This window comes from Pseudomonas sp. BAY1663, from assembly GCF_000582595.1.
Lineage (GTDB): Bacteria > Pseudomonadota > Gammaproteobacteria > Pseudomonadales > Pseudomonadaceae > Stutzerimonas > Stutzerimonas stutzeri_AF.
Genome location: NZ_AZSV01000024.1, coordinates 1 through 26,949 on the forward strand (window position 1 = coordinate 1; position 26,949 = coordinate 26,949).

Here is a 26,949-nt window from a genome sequence, read left to right on the forward strand (position 1 = left end):
GGCCGGGGCGGCGCTGGCGCCCAGCGCTGGCGAGCCTCAGGCCGCGCCGCTGGCGGGCAATATCTTCAAGGTATTGGTACAGCCCGGGCAACTGGTCCAAGAGGGCGACCTGGTGATGATCCTGGAAGCCATGAAGATGGAAACCGAGATTCGCGCATTCAAGGCGGGGACGGTCGCGGCGGTCAACGTCAAGGTTGGCGACGCGGTTTCGGTCGGTGACAGCCTGCTGAGCATCGCTTAAGGGGAGTTGCATGGATAAGTTGCTCAAGCTGTGGCAGGGAACCGGTCTGTACCATCTGGAACCAGGGCAGGCGTTGATGATGCTCGTCTGCCTGGTGCTGATCTACCTGGCGATCCGCAAGGGGTTCGAGCCGCTATTGCTGATACCGATCGGCTTTGGCGGCATCCTGGCGAACATTCCCGTGGCCAATATGGCCGAGGGGGCCGGTATCCTGCACCTGTTCTACGAGGTAGGCCTGCCGACCAGCGTATTCCCGCTGCTGATCTTCATGGGTGTCGGGGCGATGACGGATTTCGGGCCGATGCTCGCCAACCCGAAGACCCTGCTGCTCGGTGCGGCAGCGCAGTTCGGTATCTTCGCCACCCTGCTCGGGGCGTTGGCGTTGACGGCTACTGGAATTCCCGGGATGGAGTTCACGCTGCGTGAAGCGGCTTCGATCGCCATCATCGGTGGCGCCGATGGCCCGACCTCCATCTTCGTGACTTCCAAGCTCGCGCCGGACCTGCTCGGCCCCATCGCGGTGGCGGCATACTCCTACATGGCACTGGTCCCACTGATCCAGCCGCCGATCATGCGCGCCATGACCTCTCCCGAAGAGCGGGCCATCGTGATGACGCAGCTGCGTCATGTCAGTCATGTGGAAAAGATCGTCTTCCCGCTGGTGCTCTGTCTGCTGGTTGGCCTGCTGCTGCCGGATGCGGCGCCGCTGGTGGGCATGTTCGCGTTCGGTAACCTGCTGCGCGAATGCGGTGTGGTCGATCGCCTGGCCGATACTTCGCGTAATGCGTTGATCAACATCGTCACCATCGCGCTGGGTCTGACGGTCGGCTCCAAGCTCTCGGCCGAGGCCTTCCTGCAGTTGAAGACGCTGGGGATCCTGTTGCTGGGGATGGTCGCCTTCTGCGGCGGTACTGCGGCGGGGATTTTCATGGCCAAGGTGATGAATCGCTTCAGCCATAACAAGATCAACCCACTGATCGGCTCCGCGGGAGTTTCGGCGGTGCCGATGGCTGCCCGGGTATCGAACAAGGTGGGGCTGGAGGCGAACCCGCAGAACTTCCTGCTGATGCATGCCATGGGGCCGAACGTGGCGGGCGTCATCGGCTCGGCCGTCGCTGCGGGGGTGTTGCTCAACTTCGTCGGCTGATCGCCAATGGAAAACAAGAAAGCCGGCTTGATGCCGGCTTTCTTGTTGGTGTGATCAGCTGTCTTCCTTGGCTAGTTCCGCATCCTGCGCAATCAGTGCAATCAGCGCGTTCTGCTGGCGATGAGTCAGCTGGCGGAAGCGCTGCAGCAGTTCCCGCTCATGCAGCGATAATTCCGGGCTATCCAATCGCATGCTCAGGTCGTCATCGAGCGCGCCCTCCTGCAACAGGCTCTGTTCCAGTCTGGCGATGATTTCCGAGTTCATGCTGCGATGGTGATTGCGAGCCACGTCGGCGATGCGCTCGCGCATGCCATCGGGGAGCCGAACCACGAATTTGTCAGCCGTGCGGCTGGAGTAAACTGCCTGTTTCATAGGGCGCATAGTAAACCGGTTAGTCAGGTGGGCGTGCTGGCGTATTGCCGGGGTGTCACCGGTCTGACAACCAACAGCACATGCTGTTCCGTCAGACGATAAAAAATATGAGACGGGTTGATGGCGCCAATTGTACGACGATTTGGTGATTAGTAAAGGCGTTGTAGTATCAAAGTGCCTTTACTGTGATGCAGTGCCGCTGTGACAGCAATTGACGCCCTGAATGGCGGGGGCTCGAATGCGGCAGGGCGCCAAGGAAGGGTCAGCGCAATACGGGGTCGAACTTGATGCGACGGCCGATCAGCAGGGCGCCGACGAAAAGCATGCCAAAAACTGCCAGCCCCCCTTTGCTGAGCGAGTTCAGGATTCCGGAATCCGCCGGTGCGAGGAAAATCCCTGCTCCGCAGATCGCTGCCAGCAGCAGGCAAGACAATGCGAATTTAGACATGGCTGTATCTCCCTTGCGGAACGATCCGCGCTAATCCTTAGAAGACCCAGCGCTGAGGCTGGGAAGGGCTGATCTCGGTGCCGCTGAGTGTAAGAACCCGTGCACCCTGTACGCTGTCGAGTCGCTGGATGGATTGAATGCCGGAAGCCGGGTTGTGCTGTGGTGTTCGCGTTTCGATTGTGGGGTGCTGCAGTGCAGCCAGAGCTGCAATCAGGATTCCTGCGCTGAGCAGATAAGCCGGCATGTTCATGAGGCGTTGTCCTTCGCATCACGTTGCTAAGTGAGCTTTTTCTGCAGGTGCTGTGCCAACCTTATTGAATATAAAAATCCTTTTAAATCAATGAGATAGTTTGTTTCAGGATGACCGCGGGATTGCGCTTTGCACGAGTGCCCGTACAGCTGTCGTGCATTTTGCATTGACGTGACGATGCCACGATGATGAGCGCTCGTATGGAAAGCCGCGGCCCGTATGACGCCGTTTTTGCTGGGTACTTCAGGCTGCGGGCATGACAAAACGCACGCGGCTCGTTAACATGCGCCCGCGCAATATGTCCCAGTAGCTCAATCGGATAGAGCATCCCCCTCCTAAGGGGAAGGTTGGAGGTTCGACCCCTCTCTGGGACGCCAGCGCTCCCTGCATCCCGCCTGCCCGTTTTCACACGCTGCGCTCGATCCGTTTGCGTAGGCGGTGTCGAATCCTGTTTTTACCGCTGTGCACCCGGGCCGTCGTTCGTGCACGTAGCGCCCTTGCGGCAGCCGTGAGGTCTCAGCTGAACGGTGCTTCGGCGCCGTCGCGGCGCGCTTCGCGTTGCAGCTGGTAGACCAACCGTTCGATCTGGCGTTGCGTCGGCCCGCTGATACGGTGGAAGCGCAGGCCGCAGAAGGTCGTATTGAGCTTTTCGTCGATGACCAGGTGACGCAGCTCTACTGCGGTCTGCACCGTGCCGATCGGAAGCTTCGTGGACAGTTCGTAGACTTGGCCGGTCTGCAGGCAACTCTGCTGATCGCCCTTGATGCTCAGCCTGCAGCCTGTGGCCGAGATGTCGAGCAGCTTGCCCTCGAGCGGTTTGCGCAACGAGGCGCCGCCGAGCACGGCCACCGCGATCATCTCCTTGAACTGGGCCCGGTATGCGTTGCGGCGCTGATGATAGATCAGCTCGGCGGGCGTCGGTATCCAGTAGCAGCGGGCTCCATCCGGCTCATCCAGGTGGGCTGGCTGGTCGTTTGTCCAGGCTATGCGAACGCCTTCGTAGAACCCTTCCACCTGAAAGGGCTCGCCCTGCAGGAGCAGCCGCTCGCCGTCGGTGGGAATCAATTCGTCGAGGGCGATCCAGCCTTTTTCGCGGTTCAACTCCACCAGGAAGCTCTGGTAGCGCTGGTTGCGCTCGTGAAACCGAATGATCAGCGGGGTGTGGTTGTCCAGAAGCGGCCGCAGGTTGGCATATATCTCGAGCGGCACCGTCAACAGCTTGGGTGGCTGTGGGCCTTCCTCGTCGAAGAATGGGTTAGACACGTTCCGATACTCTCCGGCGCATCACCATCGCGATCCGTCCTCAGTCGGGCAGGGTCAGGCCTGGCTCAAGGGGCGCTGTTTGGTGACCTTGGCGGCTCCGCCGCGGTTGTCATAGAGGCTGGGGGTTTCGTTCTTGCCCTGAAGGATGCCCAGCATGTCGCCTACGGCGCTCTGGTTGGCGCGGATGAGGCGGCCGTTGCGCTCGTTCGCGCTGCGGCAGGCTTCGAGAGTGGCTTCGAGAAGCTGGGCCTGTTCGAGGATCGCGGCGCCTTTTTCCGAGCGGGCGGCCAGTGCTTCCAGGCCGGCCCGGTCGGCACTCAGCTGTTGCCCGATCAGCCACTGGCTGCGCTGGCTGCTGTGCTGGCCGAGCAGGGCCAGCAGCGGCTGCTTCTTCGCCAGAATGCTTTCCAGACCCGCGAGGTCGCGTTCGCTCAGGGCGGTAAACTCCTGATCGGTGAGCTCAAGCAACTGGCCGGCTATGCCGATATCGTCGGTAAGCTGGTCAAGCAGGGTCGTGTCTTGCATTTCGGGCTCTTGGATGTGCTCGCGTCTGTGGTTCGTTCAGGTTCAGCGCTGCGTCTCGAAGGCGAGCAACTTGGTGGCGACGCGCTGGCTGTCGACCTGATAGGAGCCGTCGGCAATCGCTTGCCGGAGCTTGGCTACACGCTCCTGATCGACGGCGGGTTGTTCGTTCAGCTTGTCGGCTGCCTGCTGCAGGCGCTGGGCCTCTGGCTCAGTTGTACCGTATCGCCGGTGCTGGCGCTGGTGTTGCTGGTTTTGGGCGCATCGCCGGCCGCTCCGGGCAGGGGGCTGTTCGTGCGCTCGTTGCCTTGAACGGCACCGCGCCCGCTGGGGGCAGCGGCTGTGCTGTTAGGCCGATTGAAGTCGATGACCATGATGCAAACCTCGAAAGAATCAGGACGCTTGCCATGTGTTCGGCAACAGTGGACGAAACTTTAGCGTTTTTTCGGGCGCTACACATGAAAAAGTGCTCATGTGCCGGTGGCTGATCGCCATGATCATCACATCGCGACCTCGACATGGCCGGGGCCGGTGACCCGCGCTTTCACGACGCGTCCGGAGCGCTGGTTCTTCACCGGAATCTGCTTGCCGGGCGCACCGTCCGCCATCGCTTCCCCGGGCATGCGGACATTTATCGTGCCGCTTCGAGCGGTGATCACTACCTGGTCGCCCTTGCGTACCACTTCGGCAAGCTCCAGCTGGTTCGGTGCGATCACCTGGTCCGGTTGCACTGGCCGGGTCAGCTTGTTGCCGAGCACTTCGTCCATGCGCGTCAGGTATCCCTGGGTGAGGTTGGAGACGTCGCGCTCGGCCAGGCTTACGTCGGCCTCGCTGAGCAGGCTGTCGCGCAGCAGTGAGCGATTGGCGACGATTACCGGTCGATAGAGGCGAACCTGTGCCGGGACGAATACGGACCAGGGGCTGCTTCCTTCGCAACTTATGCGTACGGTGACGCGTCCGATGGGTTGGGCGGCGGTGCCGAGCTTGGCGTCGAGCGGCTGGTCGCATTGTGCCAGGCGCAGCCTGGGGTCCAGGCGGTTGACGATGATTTCGTGACGGGCCTGTATGTCGCCGCGTCGCAAATAGTCGGCAACCGCCTGCTCAAGAAACTGTTGGGTCGCGTCGATAAGTTGCTCAGGATGTGACATGGTTGCCGCATGGGCCAGTTGACCCATCACGCAAAGCAAGGGTAGCAGCAGGTATCTGCACAGCGTTTGGCGATCGCGTCGGAAATTAGTCATATGGGCGTTCATGCCCCAACCAAAGCAAGGGGCGTGCCGCACTTCGGCGTTCGGTCCCGCGCAATCTGCAGGCAGAGAGGAAAACTGGCATGGCCGGTGTACTGGATTCGGTTAACCAGCGTACCCAATTGGTGGGGCAGAACCGTCTGGAGCTGTTGCTGTTTCGTTTGGAAGGCGAGCAGCTTTATGGCATCAACGTGTTCAAGGTGAAGGAAGTATTGCAGTGCCCGCGCCTGACGATCATGCCCAAGTCCGGAAGGGTGGTGCGTGGAGTGGCCAGCATCCGTGGCAACACGCTGCCGATTCTCGACCTGTCCCTCGCGACGGGCAAGCCGGCGTTGGCGGATCTGCAGAACAGCTTTGCGGTCATCACCGAGTACAACAACCGGACGCTGGGCTTTCTGGTGCGTTCGGTGGAGCGGATCGTGAACATGAACTGGGAGGAAATCCTTCCTCCGCCCAAGGGCGCCGGGCGTGACCATTACCTGACGGCGGTGACCCACGTGGATAACCGCCTGGTGGAAATCATCGATGTCGAGAAGGTCCTGGCGGAAGCCACGCCGACCTCCGAGCAGGTTTCGCCGAGCGTCGTGGATGCCGAGACCCAGGCCAGGGCGCTTTCCTGCCGGGTGCTGGTCGTCGACGATTCCTCCGTGGCGCGCAAGCAGATCGTCCGCTGCCTGGAAAATATCGGGGTGGAGGTCGTCACGCTGAACGATGGTCGCGAGGCGCTCGATTATCTGAAGCGGATGGCCGACGATGGCAAGCGGCCGGCGGAGGAATTCCTGATGATGGTCTCCGATATTGAAATGCCGGAAATGGATGGCTATACCCTGACTACTGAGGTGCGTCAGGATTCGCGTATGCAGGATATGCATGTTCTCTTGCATACTTCGCTTTCCGGTGTGTTCAACCAGAACATGGTGAAGCGTGTGGGGGCGGACGATTTCCTCGCCAAGTTCCAGCCCGACGATCTCGCGGCTCGGGTGGTCGAGCGGATTCGAAAGGCGGATGCAAACTGAGGCTAGTCCTCTCATGGCTTTGATGGTGGGCTTTATTAGTGTCAGTTGATCTGGATTTCGAGCAGTTCCGGGTATTTCTAGAGAAGACGTGCGGCATTCTGCTTGGCAGCAACAAGCAGTATCTGGTGTCCAGCCGGCTGAACAAGCTGATGGAGCAGCAGGGTATCAAGACGCTGGGCGAACTGGTCCGCAGGATCCAGGCGCAGCCACGCAGCGGCCTGCGCGAGCAGGTCGTCGATGCGATGACCACCAACGAGACGCTGTGGTTTCGCGATACCTACCCGTTCGAAGTGCTCAAGAGCCGGGTCCTGCCGGAAATGCTCAAGTCCGGTTCCGGTCAGCGCCTGCGCATCTGGTCGGCGGCCTGTTCCTCGGGGCAGGAGCCTATTCGCTGTCGATGGCGATCGACGAGTACGAGCGTGCCAATCCCAGCCAGCCGAAGACCGGCATACAGATCGTGGCCACCGAGCTGTCGGGCGCGATGCTGGCTGCCTGCAAGGCGGCCGAGTACGACAGTCTGGCGATTGCTCGTGGGCTTTCCACCGAGCGCCTGCAGCGTTACTTCGACCTCAAGGCGCCCGGGCGCTGGGCGGTGAAGCCGGCCATTCGCACGCGTGTCGAGTTCAAGGTCCAGAACCTGCTGGACAGTTACGTCGCCCTGGGCAAGTTCGACATCGTGTTCTGCCGCAATGTGCTGATCTATTTTTCCGCCGATGTGAAGAAGGACATCCTCAAGCGCATCCATGCGACCCTGCGTCCGGGCGGTTATTTGTTCCTCGGCGCCTCGGAGGCGCTCAACGGGCTGCCGGAGCTGTACCAGATGGTCCAGTGCAGCCCGGGCATCATCTACAAGGCGAAATAAGGCGGCAGAAAACCGTCATGCAAGATGGCGGTTGCGGCAAAACGGCGGAAAAGTCTTGCCGCTTTTGACGCCAGTGAATTGCACGTGTATCGATAAATCCTTTTAAATCAATGGCTTGTGTTCTATGGCATGGGCTTTGCTGGGGTGTGCGCAAGCAGACTTGTATCCGGCAGAGGGCCAGATTCATGAGCATCAGTTTCGACAAGGCGTTGGGCATTCACGAGAAGGCGCTCGGTTTCCGCTCGCAGCGTGCCGAAGTGCTGGCGAACAACATCGCCAATGCCGATACGCCCAACTACAAGGCCCGTGATCTCGACTTCGGCAGCGTGCTCGCCGAGCAGTCGGCGAAGAGCCAGGGCGGCTTCGGCGTCACCCGGACCAGCGACAAGCATATTGCCGCCGAGGGATTGGAGATTGCCGATGCCTCGCTGCGCTTTCGTACCCCGACCCATCCGTCCCTGGACCAGAACACCGTCGATCTGCAGATCGAGCAATCCAACTACGCGAAGAACGCCGTGGACTTCCAGGCGAGCTTCACCCTGCTCAACAGCAAGTTCAAGGGGCTGATGAGCGCCCTGCGCGGCGAATAAAGGAGTTTCCATCGATGTCTCTCAGCAGCGTATTCAACATTGCCGGTAGCGGCATGAGCGCCCAGAGCACTCGGCTGAACACCATTTCCAGCAACATCGCCAACGCCGAAACGGTCTCCTCCAGCGTCGACCAGACCTACCGCGCCCGCCATCCGGTGTTCGCCACCGTGTACCAGCAGGCCAACGGCCAGCCCAACGAGTCGCTGTTCGCCGGGCAGGACGAGGCCGGGGTGGGCGTGCAGGTATTGGGTGTGGTCGAGGACCAGAGCGAACTGCAGGCGCGTTACGAGCCGAATCATCCGGCCGCCGACGAGAACGGCTACGTCCACTATCCGAACGTCAACGTGGTGGAGGAGATGGCCGACATGATCTCCGCCAGCCGCGCGTTCCAGACCAACGCCGAGCTGATGAACACGGCCAAGACCATGTTGCAGAAAGTCCTGACGCTGGGTCAGTGATTCCTACGAGAGCATACGCATGAGCACTACAAGCGGCGTCGGCGGCACCAGCTCGATACTCGATCAATATCAGTTCGGCGAGGATCGCGAGGTCAAGGGCAACGACCTCGGCAAGAACGAATTCCTCGAGCTGCTGGTGGCCCAGCTGAACAACCAGAACCCGCTGGAACCCCAGGAAAACGGCGAATTCATCGCCCAGCTGGCGCAGTTCAGTACGGTGGAAGGCGTCGAGAAGCTGAACACCAGCATGGAAAGCATTCTCTCCGGCTACCAGTCCTCGCAGGCGCTGCAGGCCTCCTCGCTGGTCGGGCGCAAGGTGATCGTGCCGACCGACAAGGCGGTGGTGGATACCAGCGAGACCTTCAAGGCCAGCCTGGTGCTGCCGGTGAGCAGCAACAACGTCTACGTCAACGTCTACGACGATACCGGCGCGGTGGTCAGCCGGGTCAACCTGGGGCAGCAAGAGGCCGGCAACGTCTCGTTCATGTGGGATGGCAAGGATTCCAGCGGCAATACCTTGCGCCCGGCACCTACAAGTTCGAAGCGCAGGCCACCTACGACGGCGAAACCAAGGGGCTTTACACGCTGCTGCCGGCGAACGTCGACAGCGTGACCCTGGGTGGCAGCGAGCTGCTGCTCAATCTTGCCGGGCTCGGCAGCGTTCCGCTTTCCAGTGTCCAGGTCATCGGCCAGTAACTCTCGACCGTAACTGCCGGCAGTTCCGGCGAAGGAGCATTCATGTCGTTCAATATCGGTCTCAGCGGCCTGCGCGCCGCGAGCAAGGATCTCAACGTAACCGGCAACAACATCGCCAACGCCGGTACGGTCGGCTTCAAACAGTCGCGTGCGGAGTTTTCCGACGTCTACGCGGCGTCCGTGCTGGGCACCGGCAAGAACCCGCAGGTAGCGGTGTGCTGATGTCCAACATCTCCCAGCAGTTCAACCAGGGCAACATCAACTACACGCAGAACGCGCTGGACCTGGCGATCAATGGCAACGGCTTCTTCCAGGTCAGCAACAACGGTGCAGTGAGCTATACCCGCGCCGGTTACTTCGGCACCGACCGCGAAGGCTTTCTGGTCGATAACTTCGGCTACAAGCTGCAGGGCTTCCCGGTGGACGGCAACGGTAACCTGCAGAACGGTGTGGTGGGCGATCTGCAGATCCAGACCACCAACCAGGCGCCGAAGGCGACCAGTACCATCAATACCGCGTTCAACCTGAACTCGACGCTGAAGTCGCCGGTTACCTGGCAGTCGGCTTATGACGCCATCGTCGATGATGCCTACCAGACGGCCTATACGCCGGAATACAACAGCACGCTCGCTACACAGATGGCCGCCTATTACGCGAACCCGGCCAATGGCGTTGCCGACCCTGCCAATCCGACCGACGAAGAGATCGCCGCAGCAACCGCCTTCGCGACCCCGCTTGCCGAGACCGCCGCCGCCGCTGCCGGGAATCTGGCCGCCAGCGATGCGGCGGTGCTGAGCGCCGCACGCGCGGCGGCCAACGCCACCTTCAATCCGGCCGACCCGACCACCTATAACAGCTCCACCTCGCTGAATATCTACGATTCGCAGGGCAACGCCCACGTCATGACGCAATACTTCGTCAAGACCGGCGCCAATACCTGGGACATGAAGGTGCTGATCGACGGCCGCAATCCTGCCAATCCCGCGCAGGAGCCGCCGCAGCCCTACGTGATGGGGCTGACCTTCAATTCGTCCGGCGCGCTTACCGGCATCAGCAATGCCAGCGCGTCGCCGTTCAGCGTTTCGCCCGACCTGAAGGTGACGCTGAACTCCGCTACCGGCACGCCGCCCACCGGGGGGTGGATTCCGGCGATTTCCGATGGCGGCACCCCGGCGACCTGGTCGGCCAATGGCGCCCTGGCCAACCCGGGCGGGATCGTCATGGACTTCGCCAAGTCGTCCCAGTTCGCCAGTTCCTTCGCCGTCAACAGCGTGGCCCAGGACGGTTACACCACCGGCGAACTGGCGGGGCTGGAAATCGACGATACCGGCGTGATCTTCGCGCGCTACACCAACGGCCAGTCCAAGGTGCAGGGGCAGATCATCCTCGCCAACTTCGCCAACGTGCAGGGGCTGACTCCGGTGGGCAAGAGCCAGTGGGTGCAGTCATTCGAGTCCGGCGAACCGGTGATCGGTACCCCGGGTTCCGGCACCCTGGGCGCGCTGCAGGCCGGGGCGCTGGAGGATTCCAACGTCGAGCTGTCGGATCAACTGGTCAACCTGATCGTCGCCCAGCGCAACTATCAGGCTAACGCCAAGACCATCGAAACCGAAAGCGCGGTCACCCAGACCATCATCAACCTGCGTTGAGCATGAGCGGCAAGCGCATTGCCGCCGACGGCAGTATTCCGCCGCTCTCGTGAAAGAAGGCCCGCCAGGGCCTTCTTCTTTTTTGGAAAGCCTTTCTATTTCAGTGGCTTGAGTTTCTTTCTGGGCTGTGGCACGCGCCTTGCATTTTCGTGATTAACAGAATCGCAAGTGTCAATCTCGCGTCTCGGAGATGTCGATGGACAAGATGCTCTACGTGGCCATGACCGGTGCCAGCCAGAATGCGCGGGCCCAGCAGGCGCACGCCAACAATCTGGCGAACCTCTCCACCACGGGCTTTCGCCGGGATTTCGAGCAGGCGCGTTCGATGCAGGTGTTCGGCGACAGCTATCCGGCCCGCGTCTACGCGATGTCGGAGCGTCCGGGGACCGATTTCACCGCCGGTGCGCTGCAGGAAACCGGCCGGGATCTGGATGTCGCCGTGGAAGGCGAGGGCTGGATCGCAGTGCAGGCGCCGGATGGCAGCGAAGCTACGTGCGTACCGGCAGCCTGAACATCGACGCGCTGGGCATGCTGCGCACCGCCGATGGCATGCCGGTATTCGGCAACGGCGGGCCGATCGCCATTCCGCCGGAGGAAAAGGTGGACATCGGCCAGGATGGCACCATCAGCATTCGCGCCCTGGGCGAGGACCCGAACATCGTGGTCACGGTGGATCGGCTCAAGCTGGTCAACCCCGATCCGCAGCAGTTGGAGAAGGGCACCGACGGCCTGATCCGCATGAAGGGCGGGCAGCCTCTCGAGGCGGATGCCAACGTACGGGTCACCTCCGGGTTTCTCGAGGCGAGCAACGTCAATGCCGTTGCCGAGATGACGTCCATGCTGGCGCTGTCCCGCCAGTTCGAACTGCACGTGAAGATGATGCGCACCGCCGAAGACGACGCGGCTGCCATGGCTCGCGTACTGCAACTCAGCTAACACCAGCGCGTAGCGCCTGGCCGGCGCACGAGGAGAAAGCACATGCTTCCAGCACTTTGGGTCAGCAAGACCGGTTTGTCCGCCCAGGACATGAACCTGACGACCATTTCCAACAACCTGGCCAACGTCTCCACCACCGGCTTCAAGCGCGATCGCGCGGAATTCCAGGACCTGCTGTACCAGATCCGCCGCCAGCCCGGCGGCCAGTCCAGCCAGGACAGCGAACTGCCGTCCGGCCTGCAGCTGGGCACCGGCGTGCGCGTGACCGGTACCCAGAAGATCTTCACCACCGGTAGCCTGCAGACCACCGAGCAACCGCTGGACATGGCCATCAATGGCCGTGGCTTCTTCCAGGTGCTGCTGCCCGATGGCACGGTGTCCTACACCCGCGACGGCAGCTTCCACCTGAGTTCCGACGGCCAGCTGGTCACCGCCAATGGCTATGCGCTGGAGCCGGCCATCGTCGTGCCGCCGGAGACCCAGACCTTCACCGTCGGCGAAGACGGCACCGTGTCGGTCACCACGCTGGGCAATGCCCAGCCGCAGATCATCGGCAACATCCAGACCGCCGACTTCATCAACCCCGCCGGCCTGCAGGCCATGGGCAGCAACCTGTTCCTGGAAACCGCCGCCAGCGGCGCCCCGCAGGTCAGCACGCCGGGCCTGAACGGATTGGGTACCGTATTGCAGAATACCCTGGAGAACTCCAACGTCAGCGTCGTCGAGGAACTGGTCAACATGATCACCACCCAGCGCGCCTACGAGATGAATTCCAAGGTGATTTCCACCGCCGACCAGATGCTGTCGTTCGTCACGCAGCAGCTCTGATCGGGCGTTGACCGTTAGCCGTTGTATACGGGCAGGCATTGGCCGCGCCCGCAGTCGTTTCGATGGCCTGTCAGGGCTTGAGGTGTCTATGAGCCGCTTGTTGATCGTTGTCTCGCTGTCGTCCGCCTTCGTGCTGGCCGGGTGCGTCGCCCCCGCACCCAAGCCGAACGATCCCTACTATGCGCCGGTACTGCCGCGTACGCCGCTGCCAGCCGCACAGAACAACGGCGCGATCTACCAGGCGGGTTTCGAGAACTATCTCTACGACGACCGCAAGGCCTACCGGGTTGGCGACATCATCACCATCACGCTGAACGAGCGTACCCAGGCCAGCAAGAACGCGAGCTCCAAACTGTCGAAGGACAGTAGCGCGAATATCGGCCTCGGCTCGTTGTTCGGCGGTGCTGTTTCGATGGCCAATCCGCTGACCGGCAATTCCATGAGCCTCGGGGCCGAGTACGACGCCTCGCGCGACACCTCCGGCTCCGGCCAGGCGGGGCAGAGCAACAGCCTGTCCGGTTCGATCACCGTGACCGTTTCCGAAGTGCTGCCCAATGGCATTCTCGCCGTGCGCGGCGAGAAGTGGATGACGCTCAACACCGGCGACGAACTGGTGCGCATCGCCGGCCTGGTGCGCCAGGACGATATCGCCACCGACAACACCGTGTCATCGACCCGCATCGCCGATGCGCGCATCACCTATTCGGGCACCGGCGCCTTCGCCGACGCCAGCCAGCCGGGCTGGCTGGACCGCTTCTTCATGAGCCCGCTGTGGCCGTTCTGATCGGAGCCGATGGCATGCTGAAGAAAATGCTTCTGCTCACCGGGTTGCTGTTCCTCTGCGCGAACGCCCAGGCCGAGCGACTCAAGGACGTGGCGACCATCCACGGCGTGCGCGCCAACCAGTTGATCGGCTACGGGCTGGTGGTGGGCCTCAACGGCAGTGGCGACCAGACCACGCAGACGCCATTCACCGTGCAGACCTTCAACAACATGCTGGCGCAGTTCGGCATCAAGGTGCCGTCCGGCGGCAACATCCAGCTGAAGAACGTCGCCGCGGTGTCCATCCATGCCGAGCTGCCGCCCTTCGCCAAGCCGGGCCAGACCATCGATATCACGGTTTCCTCGATCGGCAACGCCAAGAGTCTGCGCGGCGGCAGCCTGCTGATGGCGCCGCTCAAGGGGATCGATGGCAACGTCTACGCCATCGCCCAGGGCAACCTGGTGGTCGGCGGCTTCGATGCCGGTGGCGCGGACGGTTCGCGGATAACCGTCAATTCGCCGTCGGCCGGGCGCATCCCCGGCGGCGCGACCGTCGAGCGGCCGGTGCCGAGCGGCTTCAACCAGGGCAACACGCTGACGCTGAACCTCAATCGCCCTGACTTCACCACGGCGAAGAACATCGTCGACCAGATCAACGAACTGCTCGGTCCGGGTGTGGCGCAGGCGCTCGATGGTGGCTCGATCAGCGTGAGCGCACCGCTGGACCCGAACCAGCGGGTGGACTACCTGTCGATCCTGGAGAACCTCGAGGTCGAGGTCGGCCAGGCGGTGGCCAAGGTCATCATCAACTCGCGCACCGGCACCATCGTCATCGGCCAGAACGTGCGCGTGCAGCCGGCCGCGGTTACCCACGGCAGCCTGACCGTGACCATTACCGAGGACCCGCAGGTCAGCCAGCCGGAAGCCTTCTCCGGTGGCCAGACCGTGGTCGTCCCCAACTCCAAGGTCAAGGCCGAACAGGAAGCCAAGCCGATGTTCAAGTTCGGCCCCGGCACCACGCTGGACGAGATCGTCCGGGCGGTGAATCAGGTGGGCGCTGCCCCCAGCGACCTGATGGCCATCCTCGAAGCGCTCAAGCAGGCCGGCGCGTTGCAAGCCGACCTGATCGTGATCTAAGGGCAACGCATGGACAATCGCCTCGCCAGCGGCAGACGCGCCCTCGACAGCGGCAGCTACACCGACCTCAATCGCCTCAATCAATTGAAGGTGGGCAAGGACCGGGACGGCGAAGAGAACGTGCGCAAGGTCGCGCAGGAATTCGAGTCGCTGTTTCTCAACGAGATGCTCAAGTCGATGCGCTCGGCTACCGAGGTCCTGGCCAAGGACAACCCGCTCAACAGCCAGGCCAGCAAGCAGTATCAGGACATGTACGACCAGCAGCTGTCGGTCAGCCTGTCGAAGGAGGGCGGCGGCATCGGTCTGGCCGACGTGCTGGTGCGCCAGTTGAGCAAGCAGACCGAGGCGGTCACGCGCAGCAATCCGTTCGCGCAGGTCGCCCAGACCGAGGCGCGGCCTGGCCGAGCAAGCCGGCGGCGGCCGTCGAGTCCGTGCGCGACGATTCGCGCTTGCTCAACCAGCGGCGCCTGGCGCTGCCGGGCCGGGCGAGCGAGCGGCAGCTGGCGAACGTCTCGGCGACCGATCCGGCACGCGGCACCGATACGCCACAGCCGCTGGTAAACCTCGACTGGCAGCCCGCCACCGCCTTCGCCGCGCCGCAGGACAAGCCGTTGACCGTCAACGGCGTCGAGGTCGATACCGCCAGGGCACCGAGCAAGACCCGCTTCAGCTCGCCGGAAGAATTCATCGCCACCATGCTGCCGATGGCCGAGAAGGCCGCGCAGCGCCTGGGTGTCGAGCCGCGCTTTCTGGTCGCCCAGGCCGCGTTGGAAACCGGCTGGGGCAAATCCATGATCCGCCAGAAGGATGGCAGCAACAGCCACAACCTGTTCGGCATCAAGTCCACCGGCTGGAAGGGCGCATCGGCGACCGTGACGACCACCGAATACGTCAATGGCAAGGCCACCCGCGAGAAGGCGGGCTTCCGCGCCTATGACTCGTTCGAGCACAGCTTCAACGATTACGTCACCCTGCTGGAAAACAACGATCGCTACCGCACCGCCATCCAGGTGGCGAGCAACACCGGCGATTCCGAGCGCTTCGTCAAGGAACTGCAGAAGGCCGGATACGCCACCGACCCGCAGTACGCGCGCAAGATCAACCAGATCGCACGCAAGATGCAGACTTACCAGACCGTCGCCGACGCGAGTGCGGCGCCCGCCATGCGGACCAGAGGCTAAATCATGGCTGACCTATTGAACATTGGCCTGTCCGGCCTCGCTGCCAGCAAGACCCAGCTGTCCATCACCGGCCACAACATCACCAACGTCAACACCCCGGGTTACAGCCGCCAGGACGCATCCCAGGCGACCCGTTCGGCGCAGTTCAGCGGCGCCGGCTATATCGGCTCCGGTACCACGCTGGTGGACGTGCGCCGGACCTACAGCGAGTTCCTCACCAGCCAGTTGCGCAGCAGCACCTCGCTGTATAGCGACGTCGCGGCCTACAAGAGCCAGATCGACCAGCTCGACTCGCTGCTGGCTGGCAGCACGACCGGTATCACACCTTCGCTGCAGAGCTTCTTCTCCGCGCTGCAGACCGCCGCCGAGGACCCCGCCAACATTCCCGCGCGGCAACTGGTGCTGGCGGAAGCCGAGGGGCTGGCGCGGCGCTTCAACACCGTCTACGACCGGCTTTCCGAGCAGAACAGCTTCACCAACAAGCAGATGGCCGCGGTCACCGACCAGGTCAACCGGCTGGCTGGCAGCATCGGCAGCCTGAACGAGGCGATCGCCGTCGCTGCCGCCAACGGCAAGCAGCCGAACGACCTGCTCGATGCCCGCGACGAGGCCGTACGCCAGCTTTCCACCTATATCGGCGTGACCGTGGTGCCGCAGGACGACAGCAGCTTCAACATCTTCATCGGCAGCGGCCAGCCGCTGGTGGTGGGCAGCAGCGTGGCGCGCCTGGAAGTGGTGCCGGGGCAGGGCGATCCCAATCGCCACGAGGTGCAGTTCATCAGTGGCGGCTCGCGGCAGGGCATCACCTCGCAGATCACCGGCGGCGAGCTGGGCGGCCTGATCCGTTATCGCGAGGAAGTGCTGGATTCGACCATGAACTCGCTGGGACGGCTGGCGCTGGCGGTCAGCGACCAGATCAACAGCCAGCTGGGGCAGGGCCTGGACCTGAAAGGCCAGGTGGGGGCTGCGCTGTTCGGCGACTACAACGATCCGGCGCTGGCCAAGCTCCGGGTCAACGCCTACTCCGGCAACAGCGGCAACGCACAGCCGGCACTGAACATCACCGACACCAGCGTGCTGACCACCAGCGACTACCTGATGGAGTATGACGGCACCAACTACAAGGTCCGGCGCTTGAGTGACAACCAGCCGATGACGGTCACCACCGCCGCGGACGGCACCCTGACCATCACCGACAGGAGCGGCCGCGACCAGGGCTTCCAGATCGTACCGGGGACGCCGGCACCGGCGGCCGGCGACAAGTTCACCCTGCAACCCACGCGTCGCGGCGCCACGGACATCAGCGCCGTGCTCGACCAGGCCGACCAGCTCGCCTTCGCGTCGCCGGTGCGTGCCGGGAGCGACCTGCAGAACGCCGGTACCGGCGCGATCAGCCAGCCGGACATGGTGGCCGCGCCTTCGCCCATCGACCTTGCCGAGCTCAATACGGCCTTCGGCAGCGGGTTGAACCTGACGGCGAACGTCAACGCCAACGGCACCTATACCCTGACCGATGCGGGCTCTTTGCCTGCCGGCTGGTCTTATGTGGATGAAAAAGGCAATCCGCTGACCGCGGCTCCGACGCTCCAGTCCGGCAACAGCAACACCGTGCGGCTGGCCTATACGGGCGCCTCGGGAGAGACCTATCGGTTCGATTTCAGCGTCAGCGGACGGCCACAGACGGACGACAGCTTCTCGCTCACCTTCAACCAGAGCGGTGTATCGGACAACCGCAATGCGTTGAAGCTGGCCGATCTGCAGAGCAAGCAGACCGTCGGCGTCGACGGCTCCGTCGCCGGATCGGGCTTCAGCTTCACCGACGGCTACGGTGAGCTGGTCGAACGGGTCGGTACCCTGACGGCGCAGGCGCGAATGGACAGCGAAGCGACCGGTTCCATCCTCAAACAGGCCACCGACAACCGTGATTCGTTATCGGCGGTCAACCTCGACGAAGAAGCGGCCAACCTGATCAAGTTCGAGCAGTACTACAACGCCTCGGCCCAGATCATTCAAGTTGCCCGCTCTTTGTTCGATACATTGATCAGCTCCTTCAGGTAACAGGCCCGTCCATGCGCATCTCGACCTTGCAAGCCTTCAACAACGGCGTCACCGGACTGCAGCGCAACTATGCCAACGTCACGCGCACCCAGGAGCAGATCAGCACCGGCAACCGCATCCTCACGCCGGCCGACGACCCGGTCGCCTCGGTGCGCCTGTTGCAGCTGGAGCAGCAGCAGAACGTGCTGAGCCAGTACAACGCCAACCTGACGGCGGCGGACAGCAGCCTGGTCCAGGAAGAGTCGACGCTCAACTCGGTGAACACCGTGCTGCTGCGCGTGCGCGAACTGGCCCTGCGTGCTGGCAACGGTTCTCTCTCTGCCGAGGACCGCCAGTCCATCGCCGCCGAGCTGCGCGAGCGCGAGGAGGAGCTGCTGTCGCTGATGAATACCCGCAATGCGCGTGGCGAGTACCTGTTCTCCGGCTTCCAGGGCAAGACGCAGCCCTTCGTGCGCGCCGCCGACGGCAGCTACAGCTACCAGGGCGACGAAGGGCAGCGCAAGCTGCAGATCGCCAGTTCGCTGAGCATCGCCATCAGCGACAGCGGCAAGGCGGTGTTCGAGAACGTCACCAATGCGGGGCGCTACAGGAGCGCAGTCGATAGCTCGGCGGCCGCGCCCGGTTCGACATTGAGCGTTTCCGCTCCCCTGGTGCAGGACGAGGTCGCTGTCGCGGGCAACCCGGCGTTTCCGGCGGCGGGTGTGGGCGTGCACTTCACTTCCGAGACCGAGTACGTCGTCTACGCTCTGGATAATCCACCGGCGGATTTTGCCGATCCTTACGCCATTCCGGGTCAGGTGCTCGCCTCGGGCTCGGTCGATGGAGACGGGGAAACCGCCGACGAGCTGATCTTCCGCGGCGTGATGATCAAGTTCGATGGCATGCCGACCGGTGGGGAGTCGGTAGAAATCACCCTGGACTCCTCGGCGCAGAAGCAGGGCATCCTGAGCACCATTGCCAACCTGCGCATGACCCTGGAAGACCCGGCTTCCAGCAATGCCGACATTCGCGATGCGGTGGCGGTGAGCCTGACCAACCTCGACCATGGCATGGTCAGCGTCGATGCCGCGCGTGGCAATATCGGCGCGCGGCGGAACGTGATCGAAACCACCCTGACCGACAACGAAGACGTGGCGCTGGTGAACAAATCGGTGCAGGCCGACCTGCGCGAACTGGATTATGCCGAGGCGCTGTCGCGACTCTCGTTCCAGACCATCATTCTCGAGGCGGCGCAGCAGAGCTACGTGAAGATCAGCAGCCTCAACCTGTTCAACGCCATGCGGTGATGAAAGTTGACGAGGTTCGCAAAAATGCGGCCTCGTTTTTGACATCGGACTGCTGGTGGTTAAATTGACTGAACGCGGAGCAGGAAGTCCCGCGGCTCATCTCGACTTCATAAGGACATGAACATGACCAAGGCTTTTCTTGCCTCTGTGGCTTTCGCATTGCTTGCCAGTGCCTCCCTCTCCAGCCATGCCGCTCCCCCATCCAGCTCCGTCGATGCGCCTGCCGCGGCAGTCGCCCAAGCGGTAACGGTAAATCTCAATACGGCCGATGCGGAAACGCTCAACCGCGAGCTGAAGGGCATCGGCGCGACCAAAGCCCAGGCCATCGTGGCTTATCGCGAGGAGCATGGCCCGTTCAATTCGCTGGACGAGCTGCTGGAAGTCAAAGGCATCGGTGCTTCCACGCTGGAAAAGAATCGCAGCAAGCTTAGCCTGCAATAACGCTGCGTCATGAGGGCTGTTCGCAACGATCAGCCCTTCGACCAAGGCGGGCTATAGTCGCCTTCAGGTCGAACGCCCCGTGCATCTGCCAGTCAAAATGCTTGTGAAAAGCATTGACTTCCTATGGGTTATGCACATTGGGAATAGTATCTTGCCCGCTTCTCAATCTTCCCCAGCAATGTCCTGTGCTCTTGCATAACTCATTGATTTTGAATGATTTGATGAGCTGGACAAAAAAACGTCGATCCGTTGTGGGAGCCCATGGATAGGGCGTTTGCGGCAGTCATCCATAATCTGTAAACAGGTTTATCCACAGCTTCGGTGGATAACCTTTTCAATGCCAGCAATGACGCTGGCTACAGGAATTCGAGATGAAAGCTCCCTGGAATTTCCTGCGCTACTTCCCTCTCGCGCAGCGTTTGATCAGACACGGCAAGATTCCCGCCCTGCTGCTTGCCGTGGCACGCAAATCATCCTCGAAGCGGGGCTTGCTGAAGGGGTTGCGCGAAGACCTGAGCCTGTTTCAGGCCCTTTGCGTCGCCTGGTGGCGTGGCGAGTACCGGGCGATAAGTCCACAAGCCCTGGTGGCCGTGGTCGCCGGCTTGCTTTATTTCCTCTCGCCCATCGACGCCATCCCTGACTGGCTGCCGGGGCTTGGCCTGGTCGATGACCTGGCCGTACTCACCTGGGTGATGCGCAAGTGGTCGGATGAGTTGCAGGCCTTCCGGCTCTGGAGGGATGCGCAGACCGCGGAGCGCAGAGCCGGACTGCAACGCTTGCCGGAACTGACCGAACCCAGGGCCGGTGGAGGCTCCGCCTGACTGCTGCGGGGCGATACCCATGCTTTTGCGGTTCAGGTTCCGATTCACTCTTCGCTGTGCCCGGTTTGTCGCTTCAAGGATTGCCTCAGGCTGTTAAGATTCTGCCTCTGATCGATAGCTGCCAGGGGAACACGAATGAATGTCCAGGTCATCGTGCGTGACGGTTCGCCGGAATATGCCGTACTGCCATGGGAGGAGTATCAGGCGCTTCTGAATGCCGTCGGCGCCCAACCGTCGGCGGCCAAGGACCATTCTCCTGTCCAGGCGCAGAAGCCTGCCCTGACGCAGCTATCCACCCTGCGTGCGGCACAGGGCGTGAGTCAGGAAGCCCTGGCCCGTTCGGTAGGCATCAGCCTGGCCTATCTTGGATTGATCGAAGCCGGAGAGCGCGAGCCGGATGCCGCCATTCGTCGTGCGCTGGCCCGCGCGTTGGGTGTCTCTGGCTGGGAGGACGACGCTTGAGTCAGCAACCTGCGGCTGTGAGCATCAGCCGCCAGCACTGGCAGGCGCTGCTGGCCGAACTGGCCGAAGCGCGCCGCCAGCGCCATCTGGTGACCTACCGGGCGTTGGTCGAACGCCTGCAGTTGCCCACGCCTGCCATGCAGACACTTACCGCGGCACTGGAGCACCTTGCCGCGCTGGATGCCCGTTCGGAGCGACCGTTGCGCAGTGCCCTGGTCATCAGCCAGGGTGCCAGCCGGTTGCCCAGGACCGGTTTCTTCGAATGCGCTGCTCGCCTGGGCCGCTTCAATGGGGCGGCCGACGGCTTTGCCGCTGCGTCCTGGCATGCCGGGGAGGTGGCGCGCGTATTCGAGTTCGATTATCCGGAGGTGCCCTGATGTTGTGGAAACTGCGTGCCGGGATTGGATATTTCGTTGCCCGCAAGTTGATGATGTCGCGCCAGGCGGTTAGCCAGCCGAAACTCTGGCGCTGGATGGAGGGGCAGTTCTCGCGGATGGCTGCGCTGGGCAATGTGGGCGCCCAGAGCTTCTACGGCCATATCCTGTATTTTCGCGGCCAGGGTTTCGGCGCCAAGCAAGAGGGCGCCCGCTTGCTGCGACTGGCGGCCGAGGCGGGAGATGCCAAGGCCGCCTACCAGATGGGCGTGATCAGTCTGAGCGAAGATGCCACGCACGGCCCGGATGGCGGCGAGGCGGCACGCTGGTGTCGAAGGCCGCCGATGCCGGGCATCCGTTGGCCACGGTGCGCCTCGAGCAGCTTTACCGCGCAGGTGGCCATGGCCTCGGCGCCGATGCGCAACAGGCCGACCGCTACAAGTCGAAGGCGGCCAAGCTGGGCTTGTGAGTCGCGGCCGGCAGGTCGGCCGAGTCGATCAGATAGAGGCTCGAGCCGCTTTCCTGCTTGGCCTGCCGCTTGGCGTCGGAGGCCAGGGCGGCGAGCCCGGCGGCATCCAGTTGGTCGCAGTTCTGCGCACGCACCCTGACTGCGCCGATCGACAGGGCCAGTAACGGATAGCGTTGTTCACGTCCTTCGCGGCTGGAAGCGATGAAGCAGCCCGCGGCCAGATGCTCACTGCGGTAGAAGAGTTGGCAGCGCCTGTGAAATTCTTGCAGCAGCTGTTCGATGCGCCGTTCCCAGTCGGTGCTGGTCAAGACCAGCATGAAATCGTCGCCGCCGATATGACCGACGAAATCGAAACCCGGGTCGACGCTTTCGTTCAGGCAATGCGCCAGGCACAGCAGGACCTCGTCGCCCTTGGCGTAGCCGTAGAGGTCATTGAAAGGTTTGAAGTTGTCGATGTCCACGTAGCAGATCAGCGCGTCGCGTTTCTGTTGCAGCAGGCGCGTCAGGCATTGCTGGATCGGCACGTTGCCCGGCAGCAAGGTCAGTGGATTGGCGTGGCGGGCCTGCTGGATCTTCATTTCGGTGATCAGCCTGAGCACGTCGATGACCCGCCCGAGTCCGTGATAGCGCCCGGCCAGGGTGATGACGAAATCCTCCTCGATGCGCTGACGGGCACGGCTGGTGAGCAGGCGACTGACCTGCTGCAATGACTGGCCGAGTTCGACCGCGAGAAAGTCGGTGCTCATCAGGCGACTGATCGGCTTGCGCGCCAGCAGATCGGTGGCGAAGGGTTTGAGCAGGGCGCCTGATATCAGGTTGCGGTGGACGATACCCACTGGCCTTTCGTCGGCATCCAGCACGGCGATGGAGTTCAGGCTGGCCTGCAGGCGGAAGGCTTCCAGCATCTCGCGATCGGTCGCTCGGCCGACATCGCTGGCTGGCGCACGAGCAGGGCGGAAAGGTCGCCAGTGTCCTCGTTGAGCCCGGCCTGTTGCGCCTCCAGCGAAGGCAGCACTTCATCGATTTCCAGCGCGGGGAGTTCCTGTGGACGTCCGAGCAGATAGCCCTGGACCAGGTCGACCCCCATATCCGACAGGACGGTCAGTTCTTCCGCCAGCTCTATGCCTTCGGCGATGACCTGCGCCCGCGAGGCCCGCGCAATCTTGAGGATCGACTCGACGAATTCACGCTTCACCGCGTCCTGATGGATGCCATCGATGAAGTAGCGGTCGATCTTCACGTAATCCGGGCGTAGTTCCGACCACAGCCGCAGGTCGAATAGCCGGCACCGAGATCGTCGAGAGCGATGCTGAAGCCCATCGCCCGGTAGTGATGCAGGGCCTTGTCCAGCAGTTCGAAATCGTCGGTCGGCGTCTGTTCGGTCAGCTCGATGACCACCTGGCCGGCCGGGATGCCATAGGCGTTCAACAGCTCCAGCGTGCGGCCGGGCTTGTGCGATGCTTCGAGCAGTGTCTCGGGGGATGCGTTGAGGAACAGCTTGCCGCGCAATGCGCCTTGGCTGTAGCGGCGGCAGGCGCTTTGCCGACAGGTCATTTCCAGTTCGTTCAGTCGCCCGGCCTGCCGCGCGGTGGCCAGCAGGTTGATCGGCGAATGCAGCGGGCTGTTGGACGGACCGCGGCTCAGTGCTTCATAGCCGAGGATACTGCGTTCGGAGAGCGAGACGATGGGCTGGAACAGCGTGGTGATGTCGCCGTGAGCAAGGATGTGTCCCAACATGCTCAACTGCTCGGTGACGGTCATGGGATTCTCGAAGGCCGTGAATGAAGGGCCACAGCTGTGGCCCTTCCATTTCACGGTTCGTACATGTCAGCTTGATGACAGGAGGTGGCGTTTTGCCGGTATTCAAGCGGCCGTAGGTTGGGTTGAGCGCAGCGAAGCCCAACGCGCGAGGCCGCAGGCGGCGGAGCCGTTGCGTTGTCGGGGGTTGTGATCTACATGATTCGGCTGAGCAACGTTGGGCTTCGGTGCCGTGCACCTCAACCCAACCTACGGGGGAAGGGTGGGAATGGTCGAACTCGGCCGTAGGTTGGGTCGAGCGAAGCCCAACGCGCGGGATATCGTGCCGAGTTGGGCTTCGGGCTATTGCGCCTCAGCCCAACCGAATATTGTCCGCGCCGGGTTTTGCCGCTCTGCCTAGTGCTTGGCCATGGCCGAGCTCAGCCCCAGGTAGTCGAGCAGAATACGGCCGCTCTCGGAGAGGTAGGCGTCGTCTTCCGGCTTGGGTTTGTCCAGCTCCTGGTGCGGCGTGGTTTCGTCTTCCTTCTCCAGCTTGGCCAGCGGCTCCTCGCCTTTGGCCTGGCGCAGCGCATTTTCCAGGACCAGTTGGCGCTTCTCGATATCGGCCTGCTGGGCACGGCGTTTCTCTTCGTTGAGGCTCACCGTGGTTTCGTGCATCAGCTCCTGCGCCAGGGCGAGGCGGTCGCGGGTGAAGACGAAGTCGGGATTCTTGCCGGTGCGGGCTTCGTGGCGTGCTTTCAGCTCGGCGAGGAACGGTTTGAACGGGTTCATGTCCGGGTTGATCGCGGCGCGGATGCTGTCCCACGGCAGGGCCTCGGGCAGGGCGCTTTCGCCGATTTCCTTGGTGTCGACGTCGGCGGGGTAGGAAATGTCGGGAATCACGCCCTGGTGCTGGGTGCTCTGGCCCGAGACGCGGTAGAACTTGGCCAGGGTCAGTTTCAGCTCGCCGTGGTTGAGCGGCTGGATGGTTTGCACGGTGCCTTTGCCGAAGGTCTGGCCGCCGAGGATCAGGGCCCGGTGGTAGTCCTGCATGGCACCGGCGAAGATCTCCGAGGCGGAGGCCGAGAGGCGGTTCACCAGAACGGCCAGCGGGCCTTTGTAGAACGCACCGACCTGGTCGTCGGCCAGTACGTCGACGCGGCCGTCGCTGTTGCGCACCAGCACCGTGGGGCCCTGGTCGATGAACAGGCCGGTCAGCTCGGTGGCCTCCTGAAGGGAGCCGCCGCCGTTGTTGCGCAGGTCGATCACTACGCCGTCGACCTTTTCCGCTTCCAGTTCCGACAGCAGCTTCTTCACGTCGCGCGTGGTGCTCTTGTAGTCCTGGTCGCCGGCACGCAGTGCCTTGAAGTCGAGGTAGAAGGCCGGGATCTCGATGACGCCGAGCTTGAAGCTCTGCCCCTCGTGTTCGAGGTTCAGCACCGACTTCTTCGCCGCCTGCTCTTCGAGCTTCACTGCCTCGCGGGTGATGGCGACCACCTTGGTGTTCTGGTCGTTGGGGGCATTGCTCGCCGGGATCACTTCCAGGCGTACCACCGACCTTTCGGCCCGCGGATCAGCTTGACCACCTCGTCCAGGCGCCAGCCGATGACGTCGACCATCTCGTCGTTGGCCTGGGCCACGCCGATGATCTTGTCCGCCGGCGACAGCTGCTTGCTCTTCTCGGCCGGGCCGGCCGGCACCAGGCGCACGATCTTGACGTGCTCGTTGTCGCTCTGCAGCACGGCGCCGATGCCTTCCAGCGACAGGCTCATGTTGATGTCGAAGTTCTCCGCATTATCCGGCGACAGATACTGGGTGTGCGGGTCGTAGGATTGCGCGAAGGCGTTGATGTAGGTCTGGAACACGTCCTCGCCGCGGGTCTGGTTCAGCCGCGCCAACTGGTTCTTGTAGCGCTTGGTCAGCAGTTCCTCGATGGCCTTCGGCTCCTTGCCGGCGATCTTCAGGCGCAGGACCTCATCCTTGACGCGCTTGCGCCAGAGGTCGTCGAGTTCGGCGGTATTCTTGGCCCAGGCGGCTTTCTCGCGATCGACCAGCAGCTCTTCGTCGACGCTGAAGTCGAAGCTGTCGACGCCCTTCTCCAGCAGGCCCAGTGCATGGTCGAGCCGGTTCTGCAGACGTTCCAGATGCCGTGTGTAGATGGCGAAGCCAGGCTCGAGGTTACCGCCCTTGAGGAAGTCGTCGAACTGGTTGCGCCACTTGCCGAACTCGTCGATGTCCGAGGCCAGGAAATAGCTGCGCGACGGATCGAGCATCTGGATATAGCTGTCGAAGATCTTGGCCGAGCGCGCATCGTTCAGCGGCGGCTTGTTGTAGTGGTGACGCTTGAGCAGTTCGACCACGTTCAGGCTGGCGATCACCTGTTCGCGGTCGGGCTGCAGGTAGTCCCAGTTTTCCGGAGTGCTGACGGCTTTGGCCAGCGCGAGGGAAGCCTGGAGGCCGAAGAAAACGGCGAGAACGGTGCAGGTCAGCGTGCGTTTCATGGCATGGGGGCGACGTGATACGAGGGAATAACGCATATTAGGCCATCTAAGATAAGCGCCGGTTCCGTTTCCGTCCGGCGGTGGAAAGCATGAGCCCGATGGTAACAACAGTGGTCGAGAAAGCGGGCGATCGGTTGAGCGGTACGGATTGAACTCACTATGGAGGCAGCATGAAGGCATTGCAAGGTATCGAGGGGCATCTGGAGTGGGCGCAGAGAACGGCTCCGGCGTGTGCCGAGGGCGAGGTTCGCATTCGGGTCGCCGCCGCTGGGCTCAACCGGGCGGATCTGCTGCAGCGCGCCGGGCACTATCCGCCGCCGGCCGGGGTCACCGACATTCTCGGGCTGGAGTGCGCCGGGGTGATCAGCGAGGTCAATGGTCGTAGCCGCTGGAAGGTCGGCGATCGCGTCTGCACGTTGCTGGCTGGCGGCGGCATGGCCGAGGAGGTGGTCGTCGATGCTCGCCACGCGCTGCCGGTTCCCGATGGCCTGTCATTGCACGAGGCCGCGGTGATTCCGGAGGTGTATGCCACGGCCTGGCTGAACCTCTATCGCCTCGGCGCTCTGCTCGCGGGCGACAAGGTGCTGTTGCACGCCGGCGCCAGTGGCGTGGGTTCGGCCGCGATCCAGCTGTGCAAGGCCTTCGGCAATCCCTGCTGGGTCAGCGTGGGTTCGGCCGAGCGCCTGGCCTATTGCGAGTCGCTCGGCGCGCAGGGCGGGGTGCTGCGCGGTGAGTCGCTGGAGGCGCTGCGCGATTTCGCGCCGTTCGACATGATCCTCGACCCGGTTGGCGCCAAGTACGCGGCGCTGAATCTGCAACTGCTGGGCATGGACGGGCGCTGGGTGATGATCGGCCTGATGGGCGGTCGCAAGGCCGAGCTGGACCTGGCGGGGCTGCTGGCCAAGCGTATCCAGCTGATCGGCTCGACGCTGCGCAGCCGCGACGCCGACTACAAGGCCGACCTGCTGGCGGAAATGGAGGAGAAGGTCTGGCCGCTGTTCGCCAGCGGCAAGCTCTCGCCGCGCCTGGAGCAGACTTTCGCCATGGCCGATGTCGAGGCCGCATTCGCCGCGCTGGCGAGCAACACGGTGTCCGGCAAGGTGGCGCTGGTGATCGACGCCAGCCTGGAATAGGTGGCCGACCCTGGATGAGCATCGAGCGGCGCGAAGCCTGGTGTTGGGCTTCGGCGCTCCCA

The 26,949-nt window shown here is 62.9% G+C and carries 23 protein-coding genes, 1 tRNA gene and 8 pseudogenes; 23 read left to right on the top strand and 9 right to left on the bottom strand.

The annotated features are described in order from the left end of the window. Both BAY1663_RS09170 and BAY1663_RS09175 read left to right on the top strand, forming a co-directional pair. On the top strand, positions 1-241 hold a 241-nt coding region (locus BAY1663_RS09170), incomplete at its 5' end, for a biotin/lipoyl-containing protein (RefSeq protein ID WP_037039788.1). Between the two features lie 10 nt (positions 242-251). Continuing rightward, positions 252-1,388: a sodium ion-translocating decarboxylase subunit beta gene (locus tag BAY1663_RS09175; RefSeq protein ID WP_037039791.1), complete on the top strand. Its 1,137-nt coding sequence runs from the start codon at positions 252-254 to the stop codon at positions 1,386-1,388. Positions 1,389-1,442: 54 nt separating this feature from the next. Here the strand turns inward: BAY1663_RS09175 and BAY1663_RS09180 are convergent, their stop codons facing one another. From BAY1663_RS09180 to BAY1663_RS23570, 3 genes are all read right to left on the bottom strand, one after another. Beyond that, positions 1,443-1,769, bottom strand: a complete 327-nt coding sequence (locus BAY1663_RS09180; RefSeq protein WP_020307307.1) for an Arc family DNA-binding protein — start codon at positions 1,767-1,769, stop codon at positions 1,443-1,445. A 253-nt stretch (positions 1,770-2,022) separates the two neighbouring features. Next, a complete protein-coding gene (locus tag BAY1663_RS09185) occupies positions 2,023-2,208 on the bottom strand; it encodes a PA3371 family protein (RefSeq protein WP_037039795.1) in 186 nt (61 codons plus the stop codon). 37 nt (positions 2,209-2,245) lie between these two features. Further along, positions 2,246-2,458: a hypothetical protein gene (locus BAY1663_RS23570; protein ID WP_128576185.1), complete on the bottom strand. Its 213-nt coding sequence runs from the start codon at positions 2,456-2,458 to the stop codon at positions 2,246-2,248. Between the two features lie 300 nt (positions 2,459-2,758). Here BAY1663_RS23570 and BAY1663_RS09190 point away from each other — a divergent pair. After that, positions 2,759-2,835 (top strand) — tRNA-Arg (locus tag BAY1663_RS09190). A gap of 139 nt (positions 2,836-2,974) precedes the next feature. Here the strand turns inward: BAY1663_RS09190 and BAY1663_RS09195 are convergent. From BAY1663_RS09195 to flgA, 4 genes and pseudogenes are all read right to left on the bottom strand, one after another. Continuing rightward, positions 2,975-3,721, bottom strand: a complete 747-nt coding sequence (locus BAY1663_RS09195; RefSeq protein ID WP_037039798.1) for a flagellar brake protein — start codon at positions 3,719-3,721, stop codon at positions 2,975-2,977. Between the two features lie 54 nt (positions 3,722-3,775). Continuing rightward, positions 3,776-4,246, bottom strand: a complete 471-nt coding sequence (locus BAY1663_RS09200) for a flagella synthesis protein FlgN (protein WP_037039800.1) — start codon at positions 4,244-4,246, stop codon at positions 3,776-3,778. A gap of 42 nt (positions 4,247-4,288) precedes the next feature. Then, a pseudogene (gene flgM / locus BAY1663_RS25885) lies at positions 4,289-4,471 on the bottom strand (flagellar biosynthesis anti-sigma factor FlgM); the annotation flags it as partial. A 272-nt stretch (positions 4,472-4,743) separates the two neighbouring features. After that, positions 4,744-5,484: a flagellar basal body P-ring formation chaperone FlgA gene (gene flgA / locus BAY1663_RS09210; protein WP_037039804.1), complete on the bottom strand. Its 741-nt coding sequence runs from the start codon at positions 5,482-5,484 to the stop codon at positions 4,744-4,746. 89 nt (positions 5,485-5,573) lie between these two features. Between flgA and BAY1663_RS09215 the strand changes: the two genes are divergently transcribed. From BAY1663_RS09215 to BAY1663_RS09300, 19 genes and pseudogenes are all read left to right on the top strand, one after another. Then, positions 5,574-6,506, top strand: a complete 933-nt coding sequence (locus tag BAY1663_RS09215) for a chemotaxis protein CheV (RefSeq protein WP_037039807.1) — start codon at positions 5,574-5,576, stop codon at positions 6,504-6,506. 38 nt (positions 6,507-6,544) lie between these two features. Continuing rightward, positions 6,545-7,368: pseudogene (gene cheR / locus BAY1663_RS09220) on the top strand (protein-glutamate O-methyltransferase CheR). A 185-nt stretch (positions 7,369-7,553) separates the two neighbouring features. Further along, positions 7,554-7,958, top strand: coding sequence for a flagellar basal body rod protein FlgB (gene flgB, locus BAY1663_RS09225; RefSeq protein WP_037039810.1), 405 nt, complete (start codon positions 7,554-7,556; stop codon positions 7,956-7,958). 14 nt (positions 7,959-7,972) lie between these two features. Further along, complete coding sequence (flgC, locus tag BAY1663_RS09230) at positions 7,973-8,416, top strand: flagellar basal body rod protein FlgC (protein ID WP_037039813.1); 444 nt, start codon at positions 7,973-7,975, stop codon at positions 8,414-8,416. A 19-nt stretch (positions 8,417-8,435) separates the two neighbouring features. Further along, positions 8,436-9,112, top strand: a pseudogene (gene flgD / locus BAY1663_RS09235) (flagellar hook assembly protein FlgD). A gap of 42 nt (positions 9,113-9,154) precedes the next feature. Then, the gene (locus tag BAY1663_RS25890) at positions 9,155-9,334 is read left to right on the top strand and encodes a flagellar basal body protein (RefSeq protein ID WP_371257599.1); all 180 of its coding nucleotides are present in this window, start codon (positions 9,155-9,157) and stop codon (positions 9,332-9,334) included. After that, entirely contained in the window at positions 9,334-10,761 is a 1,428-nt protein-coding gene (locus BAY1663_RS09240) for a flagellar hook protein FlgE (protein ID WP_371257600.1), read from the top strand. Before BAY1663_RS25890 ends, BAY1663_RS09240 begins: the two co-directional genes overlap by 1 nt. Before the next feature lie 196 nt (positions 10,762-10,957). Beyond that, positions 10,958-11,697 (top strand): annotated as a pseudogene (gene flgF, locus BAY1663_RS09245) (flagellar basal-body rod protein FlgF). A 42-nt stretch (positions 11,698-11,739) separates the two neighbouring features. Beyond that, positions 11,740-12,525: a flagellar basal-body rod protein FlgG gene (gene flgG, locus BAY1663_RS09250; protein WP_037039815.1), complete on the top strand. Its 786-nt coding sequence runs from the start codon at positions 11,740-11,742 to the stop codon at positions 12,523-12,525. Positions 12,526-12,613: 88 nt separating this feature from the next. After that, the gene (gene flgH, locus BAY1663_RS09255) at positions 12,614-13,309 is read left to right on the top strand and encodes a flagellar basal body L-ring protein FlgH (RefSeq protein WP_037039818.1); all 696 of its coding nucleotides are present in this window, start codon (positions 12,614-12,616) and stop codon (positions 13,307-13,309) included. 14 nt (positions 13,310-13,323) lie between these two features. Next, positions 13,324-14,424, top strand: coding sequence for a flagellar basal body P-ring protein FlgI (locus tag BAY1663_RS09260; RefSeq protein ID WP_164838444.1), 1,101 nt, complete (start codon positions 13,324-13,326; stop codon positions 14,422-14,424). A 9-nt stretch (positions 14,425-14,433) separates the two neighbouring features. Next, positions 14,434-15,605 (top strand): annotated as a pseudogene (gene flgJ, locus BAY1663_RS09265) (flagellar assembly peptidoglycan hydrolase FlgJ). Positions 15,606-15,608: 3 nt separating this feature from the next. After that, positions 15,609-17,663 (top strand): flagellar hook-associated protein FlgK, encoded by a 2,055-nt coding sequence (gene flgK, locus BAY1663_RS09270; RefSeq protein ID WP_037039821.1) that lies wholly within the window; start codon positions 15,609-15,611, stop codon positions 17,661-17,663. Positions 17,664-17,674: 11 nt separating this feature from the next. After that, positions 17,675-18,949: a flagellar hook-associated protein FlgL gene (gene flgL / locus BAY1663_RS09275; protein WP_037039823.1), complete on the top strand. Its 1,275-nt coding sequence runs from the start codon at positions 17,675-17,677 to the stop codon at positions 18,947-18,949. A 123-nt stretch (positions 18,950-19,072) separates the two neighbouring features. Continuing rightward, positions 19,073-19,390 carry a helix-hairpin-helix domain-containing protein gene (locus BAY1663_RS09280; RefSeq protein ID WP_037039882.1) on the top strand — a complete coding sequence of 106 codons (318 nt, stop codon included), beginning with the start codon at positions 19,073-19,075 and terminating at the stop codon, positions 19,388-19,390. 371 nt (positions 19,391-19,761) lie between these two features. Continuing rightward, the gene (locus tag BAY1663_RS09285) at positions 19,762-20,211 is read left to right on the top strand and encodes a YkvA family protein (RefSeq protein WP_037039825.1); all 450 of its coding nucleotides are present in this window, start codon (positions 19,762-19,764) and stop codon (positions 20,209-20,211) included. 135 nt (positions 20,212-20,346) lie between these two features. After that, positions 20,347-20,673 carry a helix-turn-helix domain-containing protein gene (locus BAY1663_RS09290; protein ID WP_037039826.1) on the top strand — a complete coding sequence of 109 codons (327 nt, stop codon included), beginning with the start codon at positions 20,347-20,349 and terminating at the stop codon, positions 20,671-20,673. Beyond that, the gene (locus BAY1663_RS09295) at positions 20,670-21,050 is read left to right on the top strand and encodes a hypothetical protein (protein ID WP_037039828.1); all 381 of its coding nucleotides are present in this window, start codon (positions 20,670-20,672) and stop codon (positions 21,048-21,050) included. The genes BAY1663_RS09290 and BAY1663_RS09295 overlap by 4 nt, the downstream gene beginning before the upstream one ends. Beyond that, a pseudogene (locus BAY1663_RS09300) lies at positions 21,050-21,516 on the top strand (sel1 repeat family protein). Before BAY1663_RS09295 ends, BAY1663_RS09300 begins: the two are co-directional and overlap by 1 nt. Here BAY1663_RS09300 and BAY1663_RS09305 read toward each other — a convergent pair. Both BAY1663_RS09305 and BAY1663_RS09310 read right to left on the bottom strand, forming a co-directional pair. Continuing rightward, positions 21,483-23,277 (bottom strand): annotated as a pseudogene (locus BAY1663_RS09305) (EAL domain-containing protein). The pseudogenes BAY1663_RS09300 and BAY1663_RS09305 sit on opposite strands and share 34 nt — an antisense overlap. A 393-nt stretch (positions 23,278-23,670) precedes the next feature. After that, positions 23,671-25,754 (bottom strand): annotated as a pseudogene (locus BAY1663_RS09310) (carboxy terminal-processing peptidase). Between the two features lie 170 nt (positions 25,755-25,924). On the opposite strand from BAY1663_RS09310, the gene BAY1663_RS09315 reads away from it, so the two are divergent. Further along, positions 25,925-26,887, top strand: a complete 963-nt coding sequence (locus BAY1663_RS09315) for an NAD(P)H-quinone oxidoreductase (protein ID WP_037039831.1) — start codon at positions 25,925-25,927, stop codon at positions 26,885-26,887. The last annotated feature ends 62 nt before the right edge of the window (positions 26,888-26,949 follow it).

What these genes read in the sequence shown, in the direction of transcription:
- BAY1663_RS09175 (WP_037039791.1), top strand. Translation starts at nt 252, where the DNA reads ATGGATAAGTTGCTCAAGCTGTGGCAGGGAACCGGTCTGTACCATCTG.
- BAY1663_RS09180 (WP_020307307.1), bottom strand. Translation starts at nt 1,769, where the DNA reads ATGCGCCCTATGAAACAGGCAGTTTACTCCAGCCGCACGGCTGACAAA.
- BAY1663_RS09185 (WP_037039795.1), bottom strand. Translation starts at nt 2,208, where the DNA reads ATGTCTAAATTCGCATTGTCTTGCCTGCTGCTGGCAGCGATCTGCGGA.
- BAY1663_RS23570 (WP_128576185.1), bottom strand. Translation starts at nt 2,458, where the DNA reads ATGAACATGCCGGCTTATCTGCTCAGCGCAGGAATCCTGATTGCAGCT.
- BAY1663_RS09200 (WP_037039800.1), bottom strand. Translation starts at nt 4,246, where the DNA reads ATGCAAGACACGACCCTGCTTGACCAGCTTACCGACGATATCGGCATA.
- flgA (WP_037039804.1), bottom strand. Translation starts at nt 5,484, where the DNA reads ATGACTAATTTCCGACGCGATCGCCAAACGCTGTGCAGATACCTGCTG.
- BAY1663_RS09215 (WP_037039807.1), top strand. Translation starts at nt 5,574, where the DNA reads ATGGCCGGTGTACTGGATTCGGTTAACCAGCGTACCCAATTGGTGGGG.
- flgB (WP_037039810.1), top strand. Translation starts at nt 7,554, where the DNA reads ATGAGCATCAGTTTCGACAAGGCGTTGGGCATTCACGAGAAGGCGCTC.
- flgC (WP_037039813.1), top strand. Translation starts at nt 7,973, where the DNA reads ATGTCTCTCAGCAGCGTATTCAACATTGCCGGTAGCGGCATGAGCGCC.
- BAY1663_RS25890 (WP_371257599.1), top strand. Translation starts at nt 9,155, where the DNA reads ATGTCGTTCAATATCGGTCTCAGCGGCCTGCGCGCCGCGAGCAAGGAT.
- BAY1663_RS09240 (WP_371257600.1), top strand. Translation starts at nt 9,334, where the DNA reads ATGTCCAACATCTCCCAGCAGTTCAACCAGGGCAACATCAACTACACG.
- flgG (WP_037039815.1), top strand. Translation starts at nt 11,740, where the DNA reads ATGCTTCCAGCACTTTGGGTCAGCAAGACCGGTTTGTCCGCCCAGGAC.
- flgH (WP_037039818.1), top strand. Translation starts at nt 12,614, where the DNA reads ATGAGCCGCTTGTTGATCGTTGTCTCGCTGTCGTCCGCCTTCGTGCTG.
- BAY1663_RS09260 (WP_164838444.1), top strand. Translation starts at nt 13,324, where the DNA reads ATGCTGAAGAAAATGCTTCTGCTCACCGGGTTGCTGTTCCTCTGCGCG.
- flgK (WP_037039821.1), top strand. Translation starts at nt 15,609, where the DNA reads ATGGCTGACCTATTGAACATTGGCCTGTCCGGCCTCGCTGCCAGCAAG.
- flgL (WP_037039823.1), top strand. Translation starts at nt 17,675, where the DNA reads ATGCGCATCTCGACCTTGCAAGCCTTCAACAACGGCGTCACCGGACTG.
- BAY1663_RS09280 (WP_037039882.1), top strand. Translation starts at nt 19,073, where the DNA reads ATGACCAAGGCTTTTCTTGCCTCTGTGGCTTTCGCATTGCTTGCCAGT.
- BAY1663_RS09285 (WP_037039825.1), top strand. Translation starts at nt 19,762, where the DNA reads ATGAAAGCTCCCTGGAATTTCCTGCGCTACTTCCCTCTCGCGCAGCGT.
- BAY1663_RS09290 (WP_037039826.1), top strand. Translation starts at nt 20,347, where the DNA reads ATGAATGTCCAGGTCATCGTGCGTGACGGTTCGCCGGAATATGCCGTA.
- BAY1663_RS09315 (WP_037039831.1), top strand. Translation starts at nt 25,925, where the DNA reads ATGAAGGCATTGCAAGGTATCGAGGGGCATCTGGAGTGGGCGCAGAGA.